Source organism: Streptomyces longisporus, from assembly GCF_039532765.1.
Classification (GTDB): Bacteria; Actinomycetota; Actinomycetes; order Streptomycetales; family Streptomycetaceae; genus Streptomyces; species Streptomyces longisporus.
Genome location: NZ_BAAASG010000007.1, coordinates 118,559 through 133,503, shown reverse-complemented (window position 1 = coordinate 133,503; position 14,945 = coordinate 118,559). Strand labels below are relative to the sequence as shown.

The 14,945-nt window shown below is 72.2% G+C and carries 13 protein-coding genes; 6 read left to right on the top strand and 7 right to left on the bottom strand.

Features of this window, described 5'->3' with window-relative positions:
* Window positions 1-12 precede the first annotated feature (12 nt).
* Window positions 13-843 (top strand): PaaX family transcriptional regulator, encoded by an 831-nt coding sequence (locus ABD355_RS12160; RefSeq protein WP_344400220.1) that lies wholly within the window; start codon window positions 13-15, stop codon window positions 841-843.
* Here the strand turns inward: ABD355_RS12160 and ABD355_RS12155 are convergent.
* Genes ABD355_RS12155 through ABD355_RS12140 form a run of 4 tightly spaced genes read right to left on the bottom strand, consistent with a single transcriptional unit; the run spans window position 834 to window position 4,639 of the window.
* Window positions 834-1,289, bottom strand: coding sequence for a MaoC family dehydratase (locus ABD355_RS12155; RefSeq protein ID WP_344400219.1), 456 nt, complete (start codon window positions 1,287-1,289; stop codon window positions 834-836). The two genes, ABD355_RS12160 and ABD355_RS12155, sit on opposite strands and share 10 nt — an antisense overlap.
* Window positions 1,290-1,320: 31 nt before the next feature.
* The gene (locus ABD355_RS12150) at window positions 1,321-2,823 is read right to left on the bottom strand and encodes an acyl-CoA synthetase (RefSeq protein WP_344400218.1); all 1,503 of its coding nucleotides are present in this window, start codon (window positions 2,821-2,823) and stop codon (window positions 1,321-1,323) included.
* A 10-nt stretch (window positions 2,824-2,833) separates the two neighbouring features.
* Entirely contained in the window at window positions 2,834-3,709 is an 876-nt protein-coding gene (locus ABD355_RS12145; RefSeq protein ID WP_344401186.1) for an amidohydrolase family protein, read from the bottom strand.
* Window positions 3,710-3,721: 12 nt separating this feature from the next.
* Window positions 3,722-4,639, bottom strand: coding sequence for an SDR family NAD(P)-dependent oxidoreductase (locus ABD355_RS12140; RefSeq protein WP_344400217.1), 918 nt, complete (start codon window positions 4,637-4,639; stop codon window positions 3,722-3,724).
* Window positions 4,640-4,827: 188 nt separating this feature from the next.
* On the opposite strand from ABD355_RS12140, the gene ABD355_RS12135 reads away from it, so the two are divergent.
* Both ABD355_RS12135 and ABD355_RS12130 read left to right on the top strand, forming a co-directional pair.
* A complete protein-coding gene (locus ABD355_RS12135) occupies window positions 4,828-5,253 on the top strand; it encodes a MarR family winged helix-turn-helix transcriptional regulator (RefSeq protein ID WP_344401185.1) in 426 nt (141 codons plus the stop codon).
* Between the two features lie 4 nt (window positions 5,254-5,257).
* Window positions 5,258-6,013 carry an IclR family transcriptional regulator gene (locus ABD355_RS12130; RefSeq protein WP_344400216.1) on the top strand — a complete coding sequence of 252 codons (756 nt, stop codon included), beginning with the start codon at window positions 5,258-5,260 and terminating at the stop codon, window positions 6,011-6,013.
* A gap of 7 nt (window positions 6,014-6,020) precedes the next feature.
* Here the strand turns inward: ABD355_RS12130 and ABD355_RS12125 are convergent, their stop codons facing one another.
* Window positions 6,021-7,319 (bottom strand): lipase family protein, encoded by a 1,299-nt coding sequence (locus ABD355_RS12125; RefSeq protein ID WP_344400215.1) that lies wholly within the window; start codon window positions 7,317-7,319, stop codon window positions 6,021-6,023.
* A 217-nt stretch (window positions 7,320-7,536) separates the two neighbouring features.
* Here ABD355_RS12125 and ABD355_RS12120 point away from each other — a divergent pair, with 217 nt between their 5' ends.
* Both ABD355_RS12120 and ABD355_RS12115 read left to right on the top strand, forming a co-directional pair.
* The gene (locus ABD355_RS12120) at window positions 7,537-8,721 is read left to right on the top strand and encodes a sensor histidine kinase (protein ID WP_344400214.1); all 1,185 of its coding nucleotides are present in this window, start codon (window positions 7,537-7,539) and stop codon (window positions 8,719-8,721) included.
* Window positions 8,718-9,386, top strand: a complete 669-nt coding sequence (locus ABD355_RS12115; protein ID WP_344400213.1) for a response regulator — start codon at window positions 8,718-8,720, stop codon at window positions 9,384-9,386. The genes ABD355_RS12120 and ABD355_RS12115 overlap by 4 nt, the downstream gene beginning before the upstream one ends.
* On the opposite strand, the gene ABD355_RS12110 is transcribed toward ABD355_RS12115, so the two are convergent.
* The gene (locus ABD355_RS12110; RefSeq protein ID WP_344400212.1) at window positions 9,383-9,787 is read right to left on the bottom strand and encodes a VOC family protein; all 405 of its coding nucleotides are present in this window, start codon (window positions 9,785-9,787) and stop codon (window positions 9,383-9,385) included. The genes ABD355_RS12115 and ABD355_RS12110 overlap by 4 nt on opposite strands.
* A gap of 209 nt (window positions 9,788-9,996) precedes the next feature.
* Here ABD355_RS12110 and ABD355_RS12105 point away from each other — a divergent pair, with 209 nt between their 5' ends.
* The gene (locus tag ABD355_RS12105) at window positions 9,997-12,096 is read left to right on the top strand and encodes an MMPL family transporter (RefSeq protein WP_344401184.1); all 2,100 of its coding nucleotides are present in this window, start codon (window positions 9,997-9,999) and stop codon (window positions 12,094-12,096) included.
* 139 nt (window positions 12,097-12,235) lie between these two features.
* Here ABD355_RS12105 and ABD355_RS12100 read toward each other — a convergent pair whose 3' ends face one another.
* Window positions 12,236-14,917 (bottom strand): FAD/NAD(P)-binding protein, encoded by a 2,682-nt coding sequence (locus tag ABD355_RS12100; RefSeq protein ID WP_344400211.1) that lies wholly within the window; start codon window positions 14,915-14,917, stop codon window positions 12,236-12,238.
* Window positions 14,918-14,945: the final 28 nt, after the last annotated feature.

Below are 14,945 nucleotides of genomic sequence, written 5' to 3'. Positions count from 1 at the left end.
TACCGTGGCCGCATGACCGGTGAAGAGTCGTTGCGGCCGCAGTCCCTCCTGCTGACGTTTCTGGGGGACCAGGTGCTGGGGCGGGACGTCTGTGTGTACTCGGGCAGCGTGATCGATGTCTTCGCGCGTGCCGGGGTCGGTGAGCAGGCGACCCGCTCGACGCTGACCCGGATGGTCAAGCGAGGCCTCCTGCGGCGCCAGCGCGAGGGCCGCAAGATGTACTTCGGGCTGACCGAGCACTCGGCGGCGGTGCTGCGCGACGGTGAGCACCGGATCTGGCAGACCGGTGCGGTCAACCGGCACTGGGACGGCACCTGGACCCTGCTCGGGTTCTCGCTGCCGGAGTCCTGGCAGCGACAGCGGCACGATCTGCGCTCCAAGCTCACCTGGAGCGGTTTCGGGCCGCTGTTCAGCGGTCTGTGGATCGCGCCGGGCGAGGTCGACGTGGCGGAGCTGGTGTCCGAGCTCGGGCTCGCCGCCCATGTGAAGGTGTTCCGTGCGCACGCCGACGCCGGCATGGACATCGGCGCGATGATCGAGGAGACCTGGGAGCTGTCCGAACTGGCCGCGCGCTACGAGGAGTTCGTGAGCCGCTGGGAGGCCTGGGAGCGCCGGCTGCCGGACGCCGACGACGCTCTCGCGCTGCGGCTGCGGCTGCAGGCCGAGTGGCTGCAGGTGATCCGCCGCGACCCGCGCCTCCCGGTCAAGCACCTGCCGGACGACTGGCCGGCGGAACGGGCCGAGAAGACGTTCCGGGCGGTGCACGAGCGGCTCACACCGCTCGCACGGGAGGCCGCGGAGCGCCTTCTCGACCTGATGCCGGTACGCCCCGATCAGGCGTAGAACCGCGACAGGCTCTGCAGTACGGCCGCCGGCTTCGTGCCGCCCTCGATCTCGATCGTGCCGTCCACGGTGATCTGCACACCGCCCGGCACCTCCTCGACCTCCGCGAGCCTTCCGACCAGGCGGATGCGGGAGCCGACCTTCACCGGGGAGGGGAAACGGACCTTGTTCAGGCCGTAGTTGACCTTCGTGGTGACGCCCTGGACGTCCAGGAGCTCGGTGAACAGGGGGATGAACAGGGAGAGGGTGAGGTAGCCGTGGGCGATCGGGGCGCCGAAGGGGCCCTCGGCGGCGCGCTCGGGGTCCACGTGGATCCACTGGTGGTCGCCGGTGGCGTCGGCGAAGGTGTTGATGCGCTCCTGGGTGACCTCGATCCATTCGCTGGTGCCCAGGTCGCTGCCCGCGAGCTTCTTCAGTTCGTCGATGCCGTTGACGGTGACGCTCATGTAGCTGTCCTTACGTGGAAAGTTCAGGAGTTCAGGAGTGGGTGCCGTAGCGCTTGCGCACGCGGGACTTGAGGAGCTTTCCGGAGGCGGTGCGCGGGAGTTCGTCCGCGAGGACCACCGACTTCGGGATCTTGTACTTGGCGAGCTGTCCGGCGAGGGAGGCGAGGATCTCGTCGGGGTCGATCGTGGCGCCCTCGCGGGGCACGACGACCGCGCGCGGCACCTCGCCCCACTTCTCGTCCGGCACGCCGATGACGGCGCACTCGACGATGTCGGGGTGGGCGAGGAGGCGGTCCTCGATCTCGGCGGGGTAGATGTTCTCACCCCCGGAGATGATCATGTCCTTGATGCGGTCGACGATGTAGACGTAGCCGTCCTCGTCGACGCGCGCCGCGTCCCCGGTGCGGAACCAGCCGTCCGCGAAGGCCGCCGCCGTCTCCTCCGGCAGCCCCCAGTAGCCGGACATCACGGCCGGGCTGCGGACCACGACCTCGCCGTTCTCCCCCGGCTCGACCGGGCTGAGGTCGGGCCGCACCACCCGGACGTCGGCGAAGAAGTGCGGCACGCCCGCCGAGCCGGTCTTGCTGACCGACTGCGGGCCGTCGAGGAAGCAGATGCCGAGCGCCTCGGTCATGCCGTAGCCCTGCAGGAACGTCAGCCCGCGCGCCTGGTACGTCTCGATCAGCGGGGTCGGCACCGGGGCGCCGCCGCAGCTGAGCATCCGCAGCGACGACAGGTCGGCGTCCGGCCAGCGCGGCTGGCGGGCGATCTGCTCGAACATCGCCGGCACCCCGAACATGTAGGTGATCCGGTGCTGTTCGACCAGGTCGAGGGTGGCGGCCGGATCGAAGGCCTCGACGAGGACGCAGGTGCCGCCCTTGAGTATGACCGGCAGGGTGAGCACGGTCAGGCCGGCGATGTGGAACAGCGGCGCCGACACCAGCGCCCGCTCGTCGGCCTGGAGGTCCTTGTCGATGAGGAAGTTGACCGCGTTCCAGGTGACGTTGGCGTGCGAGAGCATCGCGCCCTTGGGGCGGCCGGTGGTGCCCGAGGTGTAGAGGATCAGACAGGTGTCGTCGGCGGCGACGGGCTCGTCGATCGGTTCGTCCGGGGACGCGGAGAGCAACTCCTCGTATTCCGGGCCGACTTCGAGGAACACGCGCACGTCCGTGCTGCCCGGCAGTCCGGCGACGAGTCCGGCGTGCGAGGGGCCGTAGACGAGGACCTTCGCACCGGAGTCGGCGAGCTGGTAGCCGATCTCGGGGCCGGCCAGGCGGGTGTTCTGCGGGACGAAGATCGCGCCGAGCAGCCCGGCCGCGAACAGGGTCTCCAGGAAGGAGGGGTGGTTGGGCCCGAGGTACGCGATCCGGTCGCCGCGCCTGACACCCCGGGCGCGCAGGGCGTGGGCGAGGCGGGTGGTGCGGCTGTACAGCTCGCCGTAGGTGAGCGTGGTGCCGCCGTGGACCAGGGCGGCACGGTGCGGGGTCTTGCGGGCCCGGCGTGCGGGCCATGACCCGAGTCCCTCGTTGCGCATCTACGGCCCCTTACGGCTTCGTCAGCCCGAGCAGGCGGGCGGCGTTCTCCTTGAGGATCTTCGGCTTCACCTCGTCCTTGATCGACAGCTTCTCGAAGTCGGCGAGCCAGCGGTCGGGGGTCAGGACGGGGAAGTCGGAGCCGAAGAGGACCTTGTCCTTGAGCAGCGTGTTCGCGTACTGCACGAGCTGCGGCGGGAAGTACTTCGGCGACCAGCCGGACAGGTCGATGTGCACGCCCGGCTTGTGCGTGGCGACGGCGAGGGCCTCGTCCTGCCAGGGGAAGGACGGATGCGCCAGGATGATCTTGAGGTGCGGGAAGTCGGCGGCCACGTCGTCCACGTGCAGGGGGTTGGAGTACTTGAGGCGGATTCCGCCACCGCCGGGGACTCCGGCGCCGATGCCCGTCTGGCCGGTGTGGAAGAGGGCGATGGCGCCCGTCTCCTCGATCACCTCGTACAGGTCGTACGCCACCGAGCGGTCGTTGGGGAAGAAGCCCTGGATGCTGGGGTGGAACTTGAAGCCCTTCACCCCGTACTCCTCCACCAGCCGGCGGGCCTGCTTCACGCCCGCCCTGCCGCGGAAGGGGTCGATGGAGGCGAAGGGGATCAGGACGTCGGCGTTGGCGGCCGCGGCCTCGGCGACCTCCTCGTTCGGGACGGGCGCGGTGCCGGTGGCGGACTCGGCGTCGACCGTGAAGATCACGGCGGCCATCTTGCGCTCGCGATAGTAGGCCGCGGTCTCCTGAAGGGTCGGCTTCCGCTTGCCCTCGACCTTGAAGTAGGCGGAGGACGCGTCGTGCAGGTCCTCGTCCAGGGAGGAGTGGCCCTTGGAGGAGACCTCCGCGTGGGTGTGGACGTCGATCGCGACGAGTTCCTCGACGTCGATGCTCGTCATGGCTCAGGCCTCCGGGAACTTCGGGGCGGGGACGCCGACGCTCTGCAGTTCCGCGCCGACCGAGGTGGGGAAGGCGTCGGCCAGGCTGTCCGGGGTCCAGCCGCCGTCGGCGTACGCCGCCTTGATCTCCTGCGGGTGGGACCAGAGTGCCACCTTGTCGCCGCCGATGCCGATGGCCTGACCGGTGATTCCGCGCGCGGCCTCGGAGGCGAGGAACGGGACGAGGGCCGCACAGTCCTCGGGGGTGCCGAAGCCCTCGCCCTTGCGCAGGAAGTCCGGGAGCGGCTCGCCGTTCTTCATGGCCTCGATGTACGGGGCGAAGGCCGGGATGGTCTCGGTCATGGCGGTCGCGGCGACCGGCACGATCGCGTTGACGGTGATGTTCGCGCGGCCCAGCTCCATCGACCAGGTGCGGGCGAAGGCCGCGATGCCGGCCTTGGCGGCGGAGTAGTTGGTCTGCCCGAAGTTGCCGCGCTGGCCCGCCGGGGAGCCGACCAGGATCAGGGTGCCGCCCTCGCCCTGCTCGCGCATCCGGATCGCGGCGGCGCGGGCGCAGGTGAAGGTGCCCTTGAGATGGGTGGTGATCACCGCGTCGAAGTCGTCGTCGGACATCTTCCACAGCACCTTGTCGCGCAGGATGCCGGCATTGGTGACCAGGATGTCCAGCCGCCCGAACTCCTCGACCGCGCGATTCACCAGCCGGTCGGCGGCCTCGCTCGTGCCGACCGGGACCACCTCGGCGACGGCGGTGCCGCCCGCCTCGGCGATGGACTTCACGGCCGCCTCGGCCACCGCCTCGTCGACGTCGTTGACGACCACGGACGCGCCGTGGGCGGCCAGGGCGTGCGCGTAGGCGAGGCCGAGGCCCCGGCCGCTGCCGGTGACGACGGCGACCTTGCCGGTGAGATCGATGCTGGGCACGAGTGGATCCCTTTCGCATGGGGTGCGGCTTCGAGATCGAAGCTAAGAGCAATAATTGTTGGCGTCAATAGTTGTTGCCGACCTATGGGCACGTCATGCTGGAATCACCAGGACGCATCGAGCACAGGGAGCCCGCCATCACACGCCAGCACGCCACCCCGAAGCCCATCGACGTGGACGAGCCGTGGATGCGTGGGCTGCACGCGGACACCGGCTACCTGCTCTACCGCCTGGGCCTGCGCTCCGGACAGCTGTTCAACGCCTTCCTGCAGGAGTCGGGGCTGCGCCTGCGGCACTACGCGGTCCTGCGCTTCCTCGCCACCACCGACGGCGCCCTGCAGCGGGAACTCAGCACCCGCCTCGGCTACGACCCGAGCGCGATCGTGGGCCTCGTCGACGACCTGGAGAAGCTGGGCTTCGCCGAGCGCCGCCCCTCCCCCGACGACCGCCGCAGCCGCATCGTCGTCCTCACCGAGGACGGCCGCGCCTTCCTGCGCGACACCGACGAGGCGGGGCTGCGGGCGACGAACGAGCTCTTCGAACCGCTCGAGCCGGCCGAACGCGAGACGCTGCACGCGCTGCTGCTGCGGATCGCGGGGGACGGGCTCGGCTGACGCCATGACCGCCCGCTCCGCCCCCGACCGGCTGCTCGCCGTGCTCGCCGCGTTCGACCACGAGCACCCGGCGCTGTCCCTCACGGATATCAGCCGGCGGGCCGGGCTGACCCTCACCACCGCGCACCGCCTGGTGGGTGCCCTCACCGACTGGGGTGCCCTGGAGCGGGACGCATCCGGCGTCTACCACGTGGGGCTCAGGCTGTGGGAGGTGGCGGCGCTCGCCCCGCGCGGGCTCGCGCTGCGGCAGATCGCGCTGCCGTACCTGGAGGACCTGTACGAGGCGACGCACGAGAACGTGCAGTTGGCGGTGCGGGACGGCGGGGAGGTCGTCTACATCGAGTGGATCTCCGGTCGCAGCGCCGTCGGGGTGCACATACGGGTGGGGGCGCGCTGGCCGCTGCACGCCACCGGGGTGGGGCTTGCGCTGCTGGCGCACTGCGGTTCGCAGGCGCAGGAGGAGTACTGCGCGGGGCCGCTCGCCTCGTTCACGCCGTACACCATCACCGAGCCGGTCCAGCTGCGCCGGGTGCTGGCCGAGGTGCGGCGCACAGGGGTCGCGGTGAGCAGCCGTCAGGTCACCGACGACGCCCTGTCGGTGGCCGCCCCGGTGCGCGGGCCGGGCGGGGCGGTGGTCGCCGCCGTGTCGGTGGTGGTGCCGCAAGCCGATGCGCAGGTACCGGTGCTGGCGCCTGCGGTGCGGCTTGCGGCACGCGGCATTTCGCGGGCCCTGGGGTGGCGGCCTGTGAAGCAGCCGTAGAGACCGTTCAGCAGTTGCCGGGCATCGGTTTGCCCGCGAACCGGTCGGTGAGCCAGTCGACCGAGTCGCCGATGGCCTGCGGGTCGCCGAGGAGATGGTCGCCGGCGTACGAGGTCCACTGCGTGGCTATCCCTGCGTCGCAGTAGGCGCGGCGGGTGGCCTGGCCGGTCTGAGCGGGGATCACCTCGTCGAGGAGGCCGCGGTACTGCAGGACCGGGAAACCCATCTCGTAGCGGGCCCCGGATCCCGACGGGCCCACGCCGACGCCGAGTCTGTTGGTGTCGGCGATCTCGCCCCAGGTCGTGCCGTCGGGGCCGCGCAGGGCGTAGAGCTGGTCGAGGGTGAGCTTGTCCTTGGTGTAGTTCTCGATGTGGACGCCGGTGAAGCGTGCGACGGTGCCGACCGCGCAGAGCGACTCGGCGTCCTTGACCGCCTGACGGCCCGTGTCGTTGAGCAGTCCGTCGAACGGCATGTCCGGGTGGGTGACCGACAGGCCGATCACCGCGTCCACCAGGAACCCGGCGAACGCCCCGCCGTCGAGCGAGTTCCCGACCTGCCTCAGGTCGCCGGGGGCCCCGCCGGACGCCACACCGGCCACCTTCACCTCGGGGGCGTACGACTTGGCGAGCTGCGCGGCCCACAGACTGCCCGAACCGCCCTCCGAGTAGCCCCAGATCCCGACCTGGGCGTCGGGGCTCACCCCGCTGCCGGGCAGCCGGGAGGCGGCGCGCACGACGTCGAGGACCGCGTGTCCGGCGTCGGCGCCGGAGACGTAGGGATGGACCTGGCCGTCCAGGTATCCGGCGCCGTCGGTCGCCGCGACGGCGAACCCGGCCTTGAGCAGCGCCGCGATGTTCGGCCCCTCGTAGGCGTCCTGGTACGCGCCGGCGAGCTGCTTGGAGAAGGCGCACTGCGGTCCGATGCCGAGGGTGCCGGGCACGAACGCGACCAGCGGCCGCTCGCCCGGGCCCTGCCAGGCCTCGCGGGGCACGATCACCGTGCCGGCCACGGCGTCCTTCCTGCCGTGGCCGTCGGTGGAGCCGTACTGCACCTTCCAGGCATGGAACGGGGTGCCCCCTCCCACCATGGGCAGGGAGTCGACCGTACGGCAGGCGATGATCTCGCCCGGCGCGGCGCTCGCGCTCACCGGTGGCCGGTAGATGGCGGCGTCGGGATCGGAACAAGCCCCGTTCGTCCCGGCCGTCGCGGTCACGGCCGGAACGGCCAGCAGCCCGCCGAGCAGGGCTCCGGCCCCGATGAGTGCGGCTCTCCGGTCGCGCGGCTTCTTCGAATGGTTCTTCGTCACCTCAGAACGTCCCTTCTGCGTGGTGACCAGGAGCCGCGAGGTTACGGACGAGTAGGTAAGCACTGATAGTTAAAGGGTGACAAAACGGAGGCGGACCGCTGCGCTCCGCTGACAAAGCTCGGAGACGACCGACGCCCCCGGATATCCCTCTTACCGGCGAGGCCCCGCCCAGGAACCCTCGCGATACTGGAACGGCCCTTGCCCCGAGGAGCCGCCCATGTCCCCGCAGTCCTGGTTCACGCAGGCCGCCGCGCGTCTGCGGACGGCGAATCCGTACGCCGTCGACGCCGCGCTCGCCGCACTCGTCCTGTTCGCCGTCTCACTGCAGTGGCTCTTCCCCGACGAGGGGGGCGACCGGCTCACCTGGCAGGGCTGGCTGCTGGGTGCCGCGACGGCCGTGCCGCTGGTGTGGCGGCGGCGGGCGCCGTTCGCGACCGCATGGGTGGTGTCGGCGGCCACGCCCGCGATGGCCGTCTACCATGCGCCCCCGCCGGGTGTGCTGTGGGGCGGACTGGTCGTCCTCTACACCATGGCCGCCCGGGCCCTGCCCTGGCAGCGGCGCCTGATGCTGGTCGGCTGGGTGATCGGGGCCACCGTCACCATGCAGCACAAGGAGGACGTCCGGCCCTTCGAGTACGCCTTCCATCTGCTCTGCATCGCCTGCGCGTACTCGCTCGGGTGGCTGGCCCGCGTCCAGCGCGCCTACACCGCGGAACTGGAGGACCGGGCCCGGCGGATGGAGCGGGAGCGCGCCGCGGACACCGCACGGGCCATCGCGCAGGAACGCGCCCGGATCGCCCGGGACATGCACGACATCCTCGCCCACGCGGTGAGCCTCATGGTCGTCCAGGCGGAAGCGGGACCGGTCGTGGTGCGCAGCGATCCGGAGCGTGCGGAGGCCTCCTTCGACGCGATCGCGGCGGCCGGGAGGGACGCGATGGCGCAGTTGCGGCGGATCCTCGGCGTGCTCAAGGAGGAGCAGGACAACGGCACTTCACCCCAGCCGGGTGTGGGGGCGCTCCCCCGGCTGCTGCGCCAGGTCGGGGAATCGGCGGGCCTGCGGGTCGAGTTGCACACCACGGGCGACCCGCACCCCCTGCCCGCGGACGCCGAGGTCGCCGTCTACCGCGTGGTGCAGGAGGCCCTGACCAACACGGTGAAGCATGCGTACGCTGCCTGCGCGACCGTCGAACTCGACTGGACGGAGCACCTGTTGACCCTCACGGTGACCGACGACGGACGGGGCCCGGCGACGCCCGGCGGCGGGCACGGGCTGATCGGCATCCGGGAGCGGGCCGCCGCGTGCGGGGGCAGCGCCGAGGCCGGGCGCGGACCGGACGGCGGCTTCCGGGTCGTCGTACGCCTGCCTGCCGCGGCCGACCGTCAGGCGGCCCTCGGGTGAGCATCCGGGTGGTCGTCGCCGATGATCAGGAACTGGTCCGCAGCGGTTTCAGCATGATCCTGGAGGCGCAGCGGGACATCGAGGTGGTCGCCGAGGCCGGCGACGGCGAGCAGGCGGTCGCGGCGGTCCGGCGGCACACACCGGACGTGCTGCTCCTGGACATCCGGATGCCGGTCATGGACGGCCTGGAGGCGGCCCGGCGGGTGTGTGCGCAGTCCTGCTGCAAGGTCGTCATGCTGACCACGTTCGACCTGGACGAGTACGTGTACGAGGCGCTGTACGCGGGCGCCAGCGGCTTCCTCCTCAAGGACGTGCGCCGGGACGACCTGGTGCACGCCGTACGGGTGGTCGCGGCCGGCGACTCGCTGCTCGCGCCGACGGTGACACGGCGACTGGTCGCGGACATCGTCCAGCGGCGCCGCGAGCAGAGTGCCGACCCGGCCGTCCCGCAGCGGCTGGACGCCCTGACCGCCCGCGAGGTGGAGACGCTGCGGCTGCTGGCCCGCGGCCTGTCCAACGCCGAGATCGCCACTGCCTTCTTCGTGAGCGAGCACACCGTCAAGACCCATGTCAGCAACATGCTGAGCAAGCTGGGGCTCAGGGACCGGGTACAGGCGGTGATCTGCGCGTATGAGACGGGGCTGGTGACGCCGGGGGCCTCCTAGCCGTCCAGTTCCTCGAAGAGGGTCAGTTGGAGGGCTCCCGGAGCTTCGAGGCGGGAGTTCAGGGAGTTCCACGGGGTGCGTGTCGGCTCGGCGAGGACCTCGGCCCCTGCGGCGGCCAGTCGGGCCGTGGCGACGCCGGCGTCGTCGACCTGGAAGGCGACCCGGATGTGCCCGGCCACGCGGTGGCCCACCTCGACGTCGTCGATGAAGGCGGCGTGGTTCGGGTCGGCCAACTCCAGTGTGGCGCGGCCCGCTTCGAGGATGGTGACTCTCCCGTCGGGAGACGAGAAGGCGGCGCGCTCGGGCAGGCCGAGGACGTCACGGTAGAAGCGCAGGGCCTCGTCGTAGTCGGCCGCCGTGACGACGAGACGGAGTTCGCGGACGGCGGGTTCACCGGACATACGGGCTCCTCCAAGATCGCGGTTCTGCTGCTCCCTCAACCCCGGTGCGCATGCGCAGGATTCCCGCCGTCTCCCTCTCAGGGGTGAGCCGGACGTCTGCCTCCCTCGTACGACCGAGGCCCCGAAACCACTCCCTCCGGCGATCCGCCACACCCTCCGTCAGCACGAACCTGAAGGCGATGAGAACCGACGACCCGCCGGGAGGGACCGTGCTCTCCGTACTCGCCCGGGCGGCGACCCGCCGCCCGCTGACCGTCATCCTGCTGTGGATGCTCTTCCTGCTGCTCGGCTTCGGGCTGGGGACGGGCGTCTTCGGACGGCTCTCCGACAACGTGCCCGAGGTGCCGGGCACCGAGTCGGAGCGCGCCGCCCAGTACCTGGACCGCGCCGACCCGACGGGCGAGTCGATCACCGCCGTCGTCGCGGGGACCGCCGTCTCCGACCCCGGGCTGCGCGAGCAGGTCGAGCGGGCCGTGGCGGACGTACGAGACATCGCCGGTGTCGCCGCGGTGCCGGACCCGTACCGGACCCGCGGTCTGACCGCCGCCGACCGGCAGGCCCTGATCGTCCCCGTCACCTTCAAGGGCGGGCTCGCCGACGGCGCCGAAAAGAAGGCGGTGGACGCGACGGCCGACCGCATCAAGCAGATCGACGCGCCCCAAGTGCACGTCAGTGGCGGCCCGTTGCTGGGCAAGCAACTCGGTGAGCGGGCCCAACAGGACGTGAAGAATGCCGAGTTGATCTCACTTCCCGTCGTACTCGCCCTGTTGCTCGTCGTGTTCGGCGGACTGCGCGCGGCAGGGCTGCCGCTGGTGATCGCGGTGAGCGGGATCGCGGGCGCCTTCCTGGCGCTGTTCGGGTTCAGCCAGGTCACCGACATCTCGGTGTACGCGATCCAGGTGACGACGATGCTGGGCCTCGGACTCGCCGTGGATTACGCCCTGTTGATGCTGGTCCGCTTCCGCGAGGAGCGGCGGACCACCGAGGACGTCGTGGAGGCGGTGCACCGGACGGTCGCCGCGGCCGGGCGGACGGTGCTGTTCTCCGGGCTCACGGTGACCGTCAGCCTGACCGGTCTGCTCGTCTTCCCCAGTGTGTTCCTGCGCAGCATGGGCCTGGCGGTGGCTGCCGTGGTCGTCATCGACATGCTGGCCGCGCTGACGCTGCTGCCGGCGCTGCTGGCCAGGTTCGGCGCGAAGATCGCCCCGGCGAAGGCCGTGCCGGAGGGCGAGGAGGGCCGCTTCTTCGCCCGTGTGGCCCGCTTCTCGGCCCGCCGCCGCGTCGCCGTCCTGGCCACGGTGGTCCCGGCCCTGCTCGTCCTGGCGCTGCCCGTCACCGGCATGAGGATCGAGATCGGCGACGCGACCCAGCTGCCCGCCGGCACCGAGGCACGGCAGTTGTACGACACGGTCGACGCGCACTTCCCGGCGGGCACGGGGGTCTCGCCGGTCACCGTCGTCCTCAGGCCGGGCACCGACTCCGCGACCGCGGACCGGATCCACGCCCTGTCTCCGACGGCACAGTCCCGCGAACTGCCCGACGGCGGGACGGTCGTACAGCTCCAGCCGTCGGGCCGGGTCGACGGCAAGGAGGCCACCGACCTGGTGAAGCAGGTACGGGACCTGCGCGGCACCGAACCGGTCCAGGTCACCGGACAGGCCGCCCGTCTGGTCGACTTCCGCGCGATGCTCTCCGACCGCGCGCCCTGGGCCGCACTGACGGTACTGGCGGGCATCTTCGTCCTGCTGTTCGCGTTCACGGGCTCGGTGCTGATCCCGCTGCGCACGATCCTGACCACGCTGCTCAGCCTGGGCGCGGCGCTCGGCGTGGTGGTGTGGGTCTTCCAGGACGGCCACCTGGCAGGCGCGCTGGGGGCCGAGGGCCTGGGCGCGCTGAGCCTGACCGCCCCACCGCTGATCGTCGCGATCGCCTTCGGACTGGCCATGGACTACGAGCTGTTCATCCTGGCCCGGATGCGGGAGGCCCGGCACCTGACCGGCAACGACGAGGAGGCAGTGGTGACCGGCCTGCGCCGCTCCGGCCGCGTGGTCAGCTGCGCCGCCCTGCTCCTCGCCGTCGTCTTCGGCGCCTTCATGACGGGCGGCTTCTCCCCCATCCTCCAGATCGGCCTCGGCCTCACCCTCGCGGTCCTGGTCGACGCCACGGTCGTACGCATGCTGCTGGTCCCGGCGACGATGACCCTGCTGGGGCGCTGGGCATGGTGGGCGCCGAAGCAACTGCGGCGGGTGCACGACAGGTTTGGCTTGCACGAAGAGGCGCCCAGGCAGCGGGAGTTGACACACAGCTGAGGAACTGGCGGCCAGTCCCCCGGGCCTTTGGGGGCGGGGGACTGTATCAATATGCGGCTCCGCCGCGTGGGCGCGACCAGCCACGACGACGCCGCACACGCCAAACGACACATCCCGGCTCTTCCAGCGGCGCTCCGGCTCAGGCCGGCAGGCCGGCCCGCATACGCCGATCCCGCGGCGCCTCCTTCCGCTCCAACCGCGCATCCAACAGCCGACGCGCAGCGTCACACCGCCCCGCCGACACCAGCGCATACAGCAACGTCTCCTCGACGACCTCCCGTTGAGCGGCACTGCCGCCCACGCGCCGCAGCATCGGCAACACCGCATCCAGCCCCCGCACGGCGTCCTGAAACCGCTCCTCCACCACCGCGGCGAACGCCTCGCACAGCGGCACGATCACCTCCCGCTGCACCTCGTCGGCACCGGCGGCGTGGTCCCGCAGCCGCTGCAGCGCGGCCAGATCCCCGGCGGCGGCGAGAGCCACGGCCGCGTGCAGCGCGGTGAAGGCGGTGGCCGGACGTTCCAGGACGTCCAGGGCGACCGTGTCCAGGACGTCCCCCGCGGGCAGCTCGCCCCGCCAGCTGTCGCTCAGCCGGGCCCGCCACAGCAGCGACCCCGAGTCGACGAGCGCCCGCACCCCGGTCACCACCCGGCCCGGTGCAAGCTGTGCGAACCAGCGCCTGCGGACCGCCGCCGGGTCGTCGAGGGCGAGTTCGTGCAGGGCGATGTGCCAGGAGAAGTGGGCCCGGTGGACGGCGCCCCGGCCCTGCCCGGACACCCAGTCGTCCAGCCAGTCGCGGCCCGCCTCGTGCACGCCGGACTCGTAGTGCACGTGGGCCAGGGCGTGCACGGCGTGTCCGGAGGCCGGCTCCAGAGCCAGAGCGCGGTGGGCGAGCTCACCGGCCTCGTGCAGCCGCCCCTGCTCCTGCCGGAGGAAGGCGAGCAGCGAGGTGTGGAACCAGTGGCCGTCGTAGGCGGGAGACGTCCGCTCGACCAGCCGCAGCGCGTGGTCGTCGTCGAGGTCGGTGACGCCGGAGAAGGCGATGGTGGGCACGGCGACGGCCAGCGCGAGCGCGTCGCCGGGGTAGGCGTCGAGGTGGCGTACGAGGGCCGTGTCGCCGTCGTCGCCGTGCACCCGCCGCGTGACCACGTCCACGAAGGAGCGCTCCCGCTCGTCGGCGTGTTCGCGTGCGGAGCGCTGCGCCTCGGCGAGTGCCTGCGGTACGTCGACGGCGGCGCCGCACTCGTGGCCCAGCAGGGCGAGGGCCGCATGGCCGAGGGCGAACCCGGGGTCGAGGGCCACGGCCCGGGCGAAGGCGTCCTCGGCGCCGGCACGCACCTTGAGGGCCCGGTTGAGGCCACTGCGGTAGGCGGCGGCCGCCTCGGCGTGGGTGGACAGGGCGAGCCCCTGTCCGTCGACGGGACGGCGGGAGGGGCGGGGCCTGCCCGACCTGCCCGTCAGCGGGGCGAGCAACTGCCCCGCCAGGGCCGCCGCCTGGACGCGGATCTCGGGGATTGCCGTCGTCTCCCACAGTTCGCCGCGGCGCGGGGCGCCCAGCGTGAACAGCGGGCGCTCGGCGCGGCCCTCCGAGTCCAGCAGCCGCCCCTCGCGGGTGGCCACGCCCATCCCCAGCGGGCCCGGGACCGCGGCCCCGGACGTGAACAGGGAGCGCCACAGCGGGTCGTCGAACCGTCGTCCCGGTCCGGTGCAGTCGATCACCCAACCGACGTGCAGGGTACGGCCGTCGGAGAGGGTGACCAGGAGTGAGCCGTCGTGCTCGACCGCCTCCGTCACCGCGCCGGTGTGGACGGTGAGCCGCCGGGCCGTACGGGCCCGGGTGACGGACTCGGCGGTCGCGGGGGCCATGCGGTGGCGGTGGGTGTTCCACAGGGCGCCCTCGCGGGCGAGGAACTCGGCCCGGTCCTCGGGGGTGAGGCTCTCCCAGAGGCGGGCGGTGTGCGGGCGCAGACTGTCGAGGGCGGGACGCCAGTCGCCGTGGGTACGCACGGAGCGGCTGATGTGACGGTAGACGGTCCTGCGCAGGCGGCCCAGCGAGGTGTCGTCGAGGCCCTCGGGTGCGCCCATCGGGCCGGCCGGGGTGAGGGCGTGCGGCTGCGGCAGCAGCCCGCTGCGGGAGAGGGCGTGGACCGTGCGGCCGGGACGGTCGAGGGTGAGGGAGAGGTCGACGGCCGTCAGACCGGTGCCGACGAGGAGGACGTCGGCGGTGTCGGAGAGCGGTCCGTCCAGGGCGCCCGTCGCCCAGGGCGCGGCGACGAACCGGGCCGAGGCGCGCAGGGCGGGCGGTGCCCAGCTCGCGGAGGGGGCGGCGGGGCCGGTGGCCAGGACCGCACTGTCCACGGTGAGGTGTCCCCCGTCGGCGAGGCGGAGCTCCAGCCCGCCCTCGGGGGTGCCGGTACAGCTCTCGGCGCGGGTGCGCAGCCGGCGTACCGTCACCGTGCCCTGCGCCCGGACGATGGCCTGCGCGAGGGTGTCGGCGAGATAGGCGCCGTAGCGGTAGCGGGTGGCGAAGTCGGCCGAGGTCACCGACGGTTCGCCGTGGCGGCACAGCCAGCGGGTGAAGTGGCCGGGGTCGTCGGGGTAGCAACTCATGCCGCCCGCGGGCACATTGAGGCGGTGACGCGGGTCGCGGGTGGCGTACGCGGTGCCGCGGCCCGCCTCCGGGGCCGGATCGAGAAGCACGAGGCCGAGCGGTGTCCGGCGGCGCGTCGCCGTCTCGCAGAGCTGGACGGCGGTCAGCGCGCCCGCCGCGCCCGCTCCGACGACGGCCACGGTGTGGTGCGGCTCGCGGACTTCGGTCACGTATACCTCCGGCGGTGGTCGGTCACTC

Bases quoted from the DNA above. Each gene is read 5' to 3' on its own strand.
- ABD355_RS12160 (WP_344400220.1), top strand. From the start codon at position 13: ATGACCGGTGAAGAGTCGTTGCGGCCGCAGTCCCTCCTGCTGACGTTT.
- ABD355_RS12155 (WP_344400219.1), bottom strand. From the start codon at position 1,289: ATGAGCGTCACCGTCAACGGCATCGACGAACTGAAGAAGCTCGCGGGC.
- ABD355_RS12150 (WP_344400218.1), bottom strand. From the start codon at position 2,823: ATGCGCAACGAGGGACTCGGGTCATGGCCCGCACGCCGGGCCCGCAAG.
- ABD355_RS12135 (WP_344401185.1), top strand. From the start codon at position 4,828: ATGCGTGGGCTGCACGCGGACACCGGCTACCTGCTCTACCGCCTGGGC.
- ABD355_RS12130 (WP_344400216.1), top strand. From the start codon at position 5,258: ATGACCGCCCGCTCCGCCCCCGACCGGCTGCTCGCCGTGCTCGCCGCG.
- ABD355_RS12120 (WP_344400214.1), top strand. From the start codon at position 7,537: ATGTCCCCGCAGTCCTGGTTCACGCAGGCCGCCGCGCGTCTGCGGACG.
- ABD355_RS12110 (WP_344400212.1), bottom strand. From the start codon at position 9,787: ATGTCCGGTGAACCCGCCGTCCGCGAACTCCGTCTCGTCGTCACGGCG.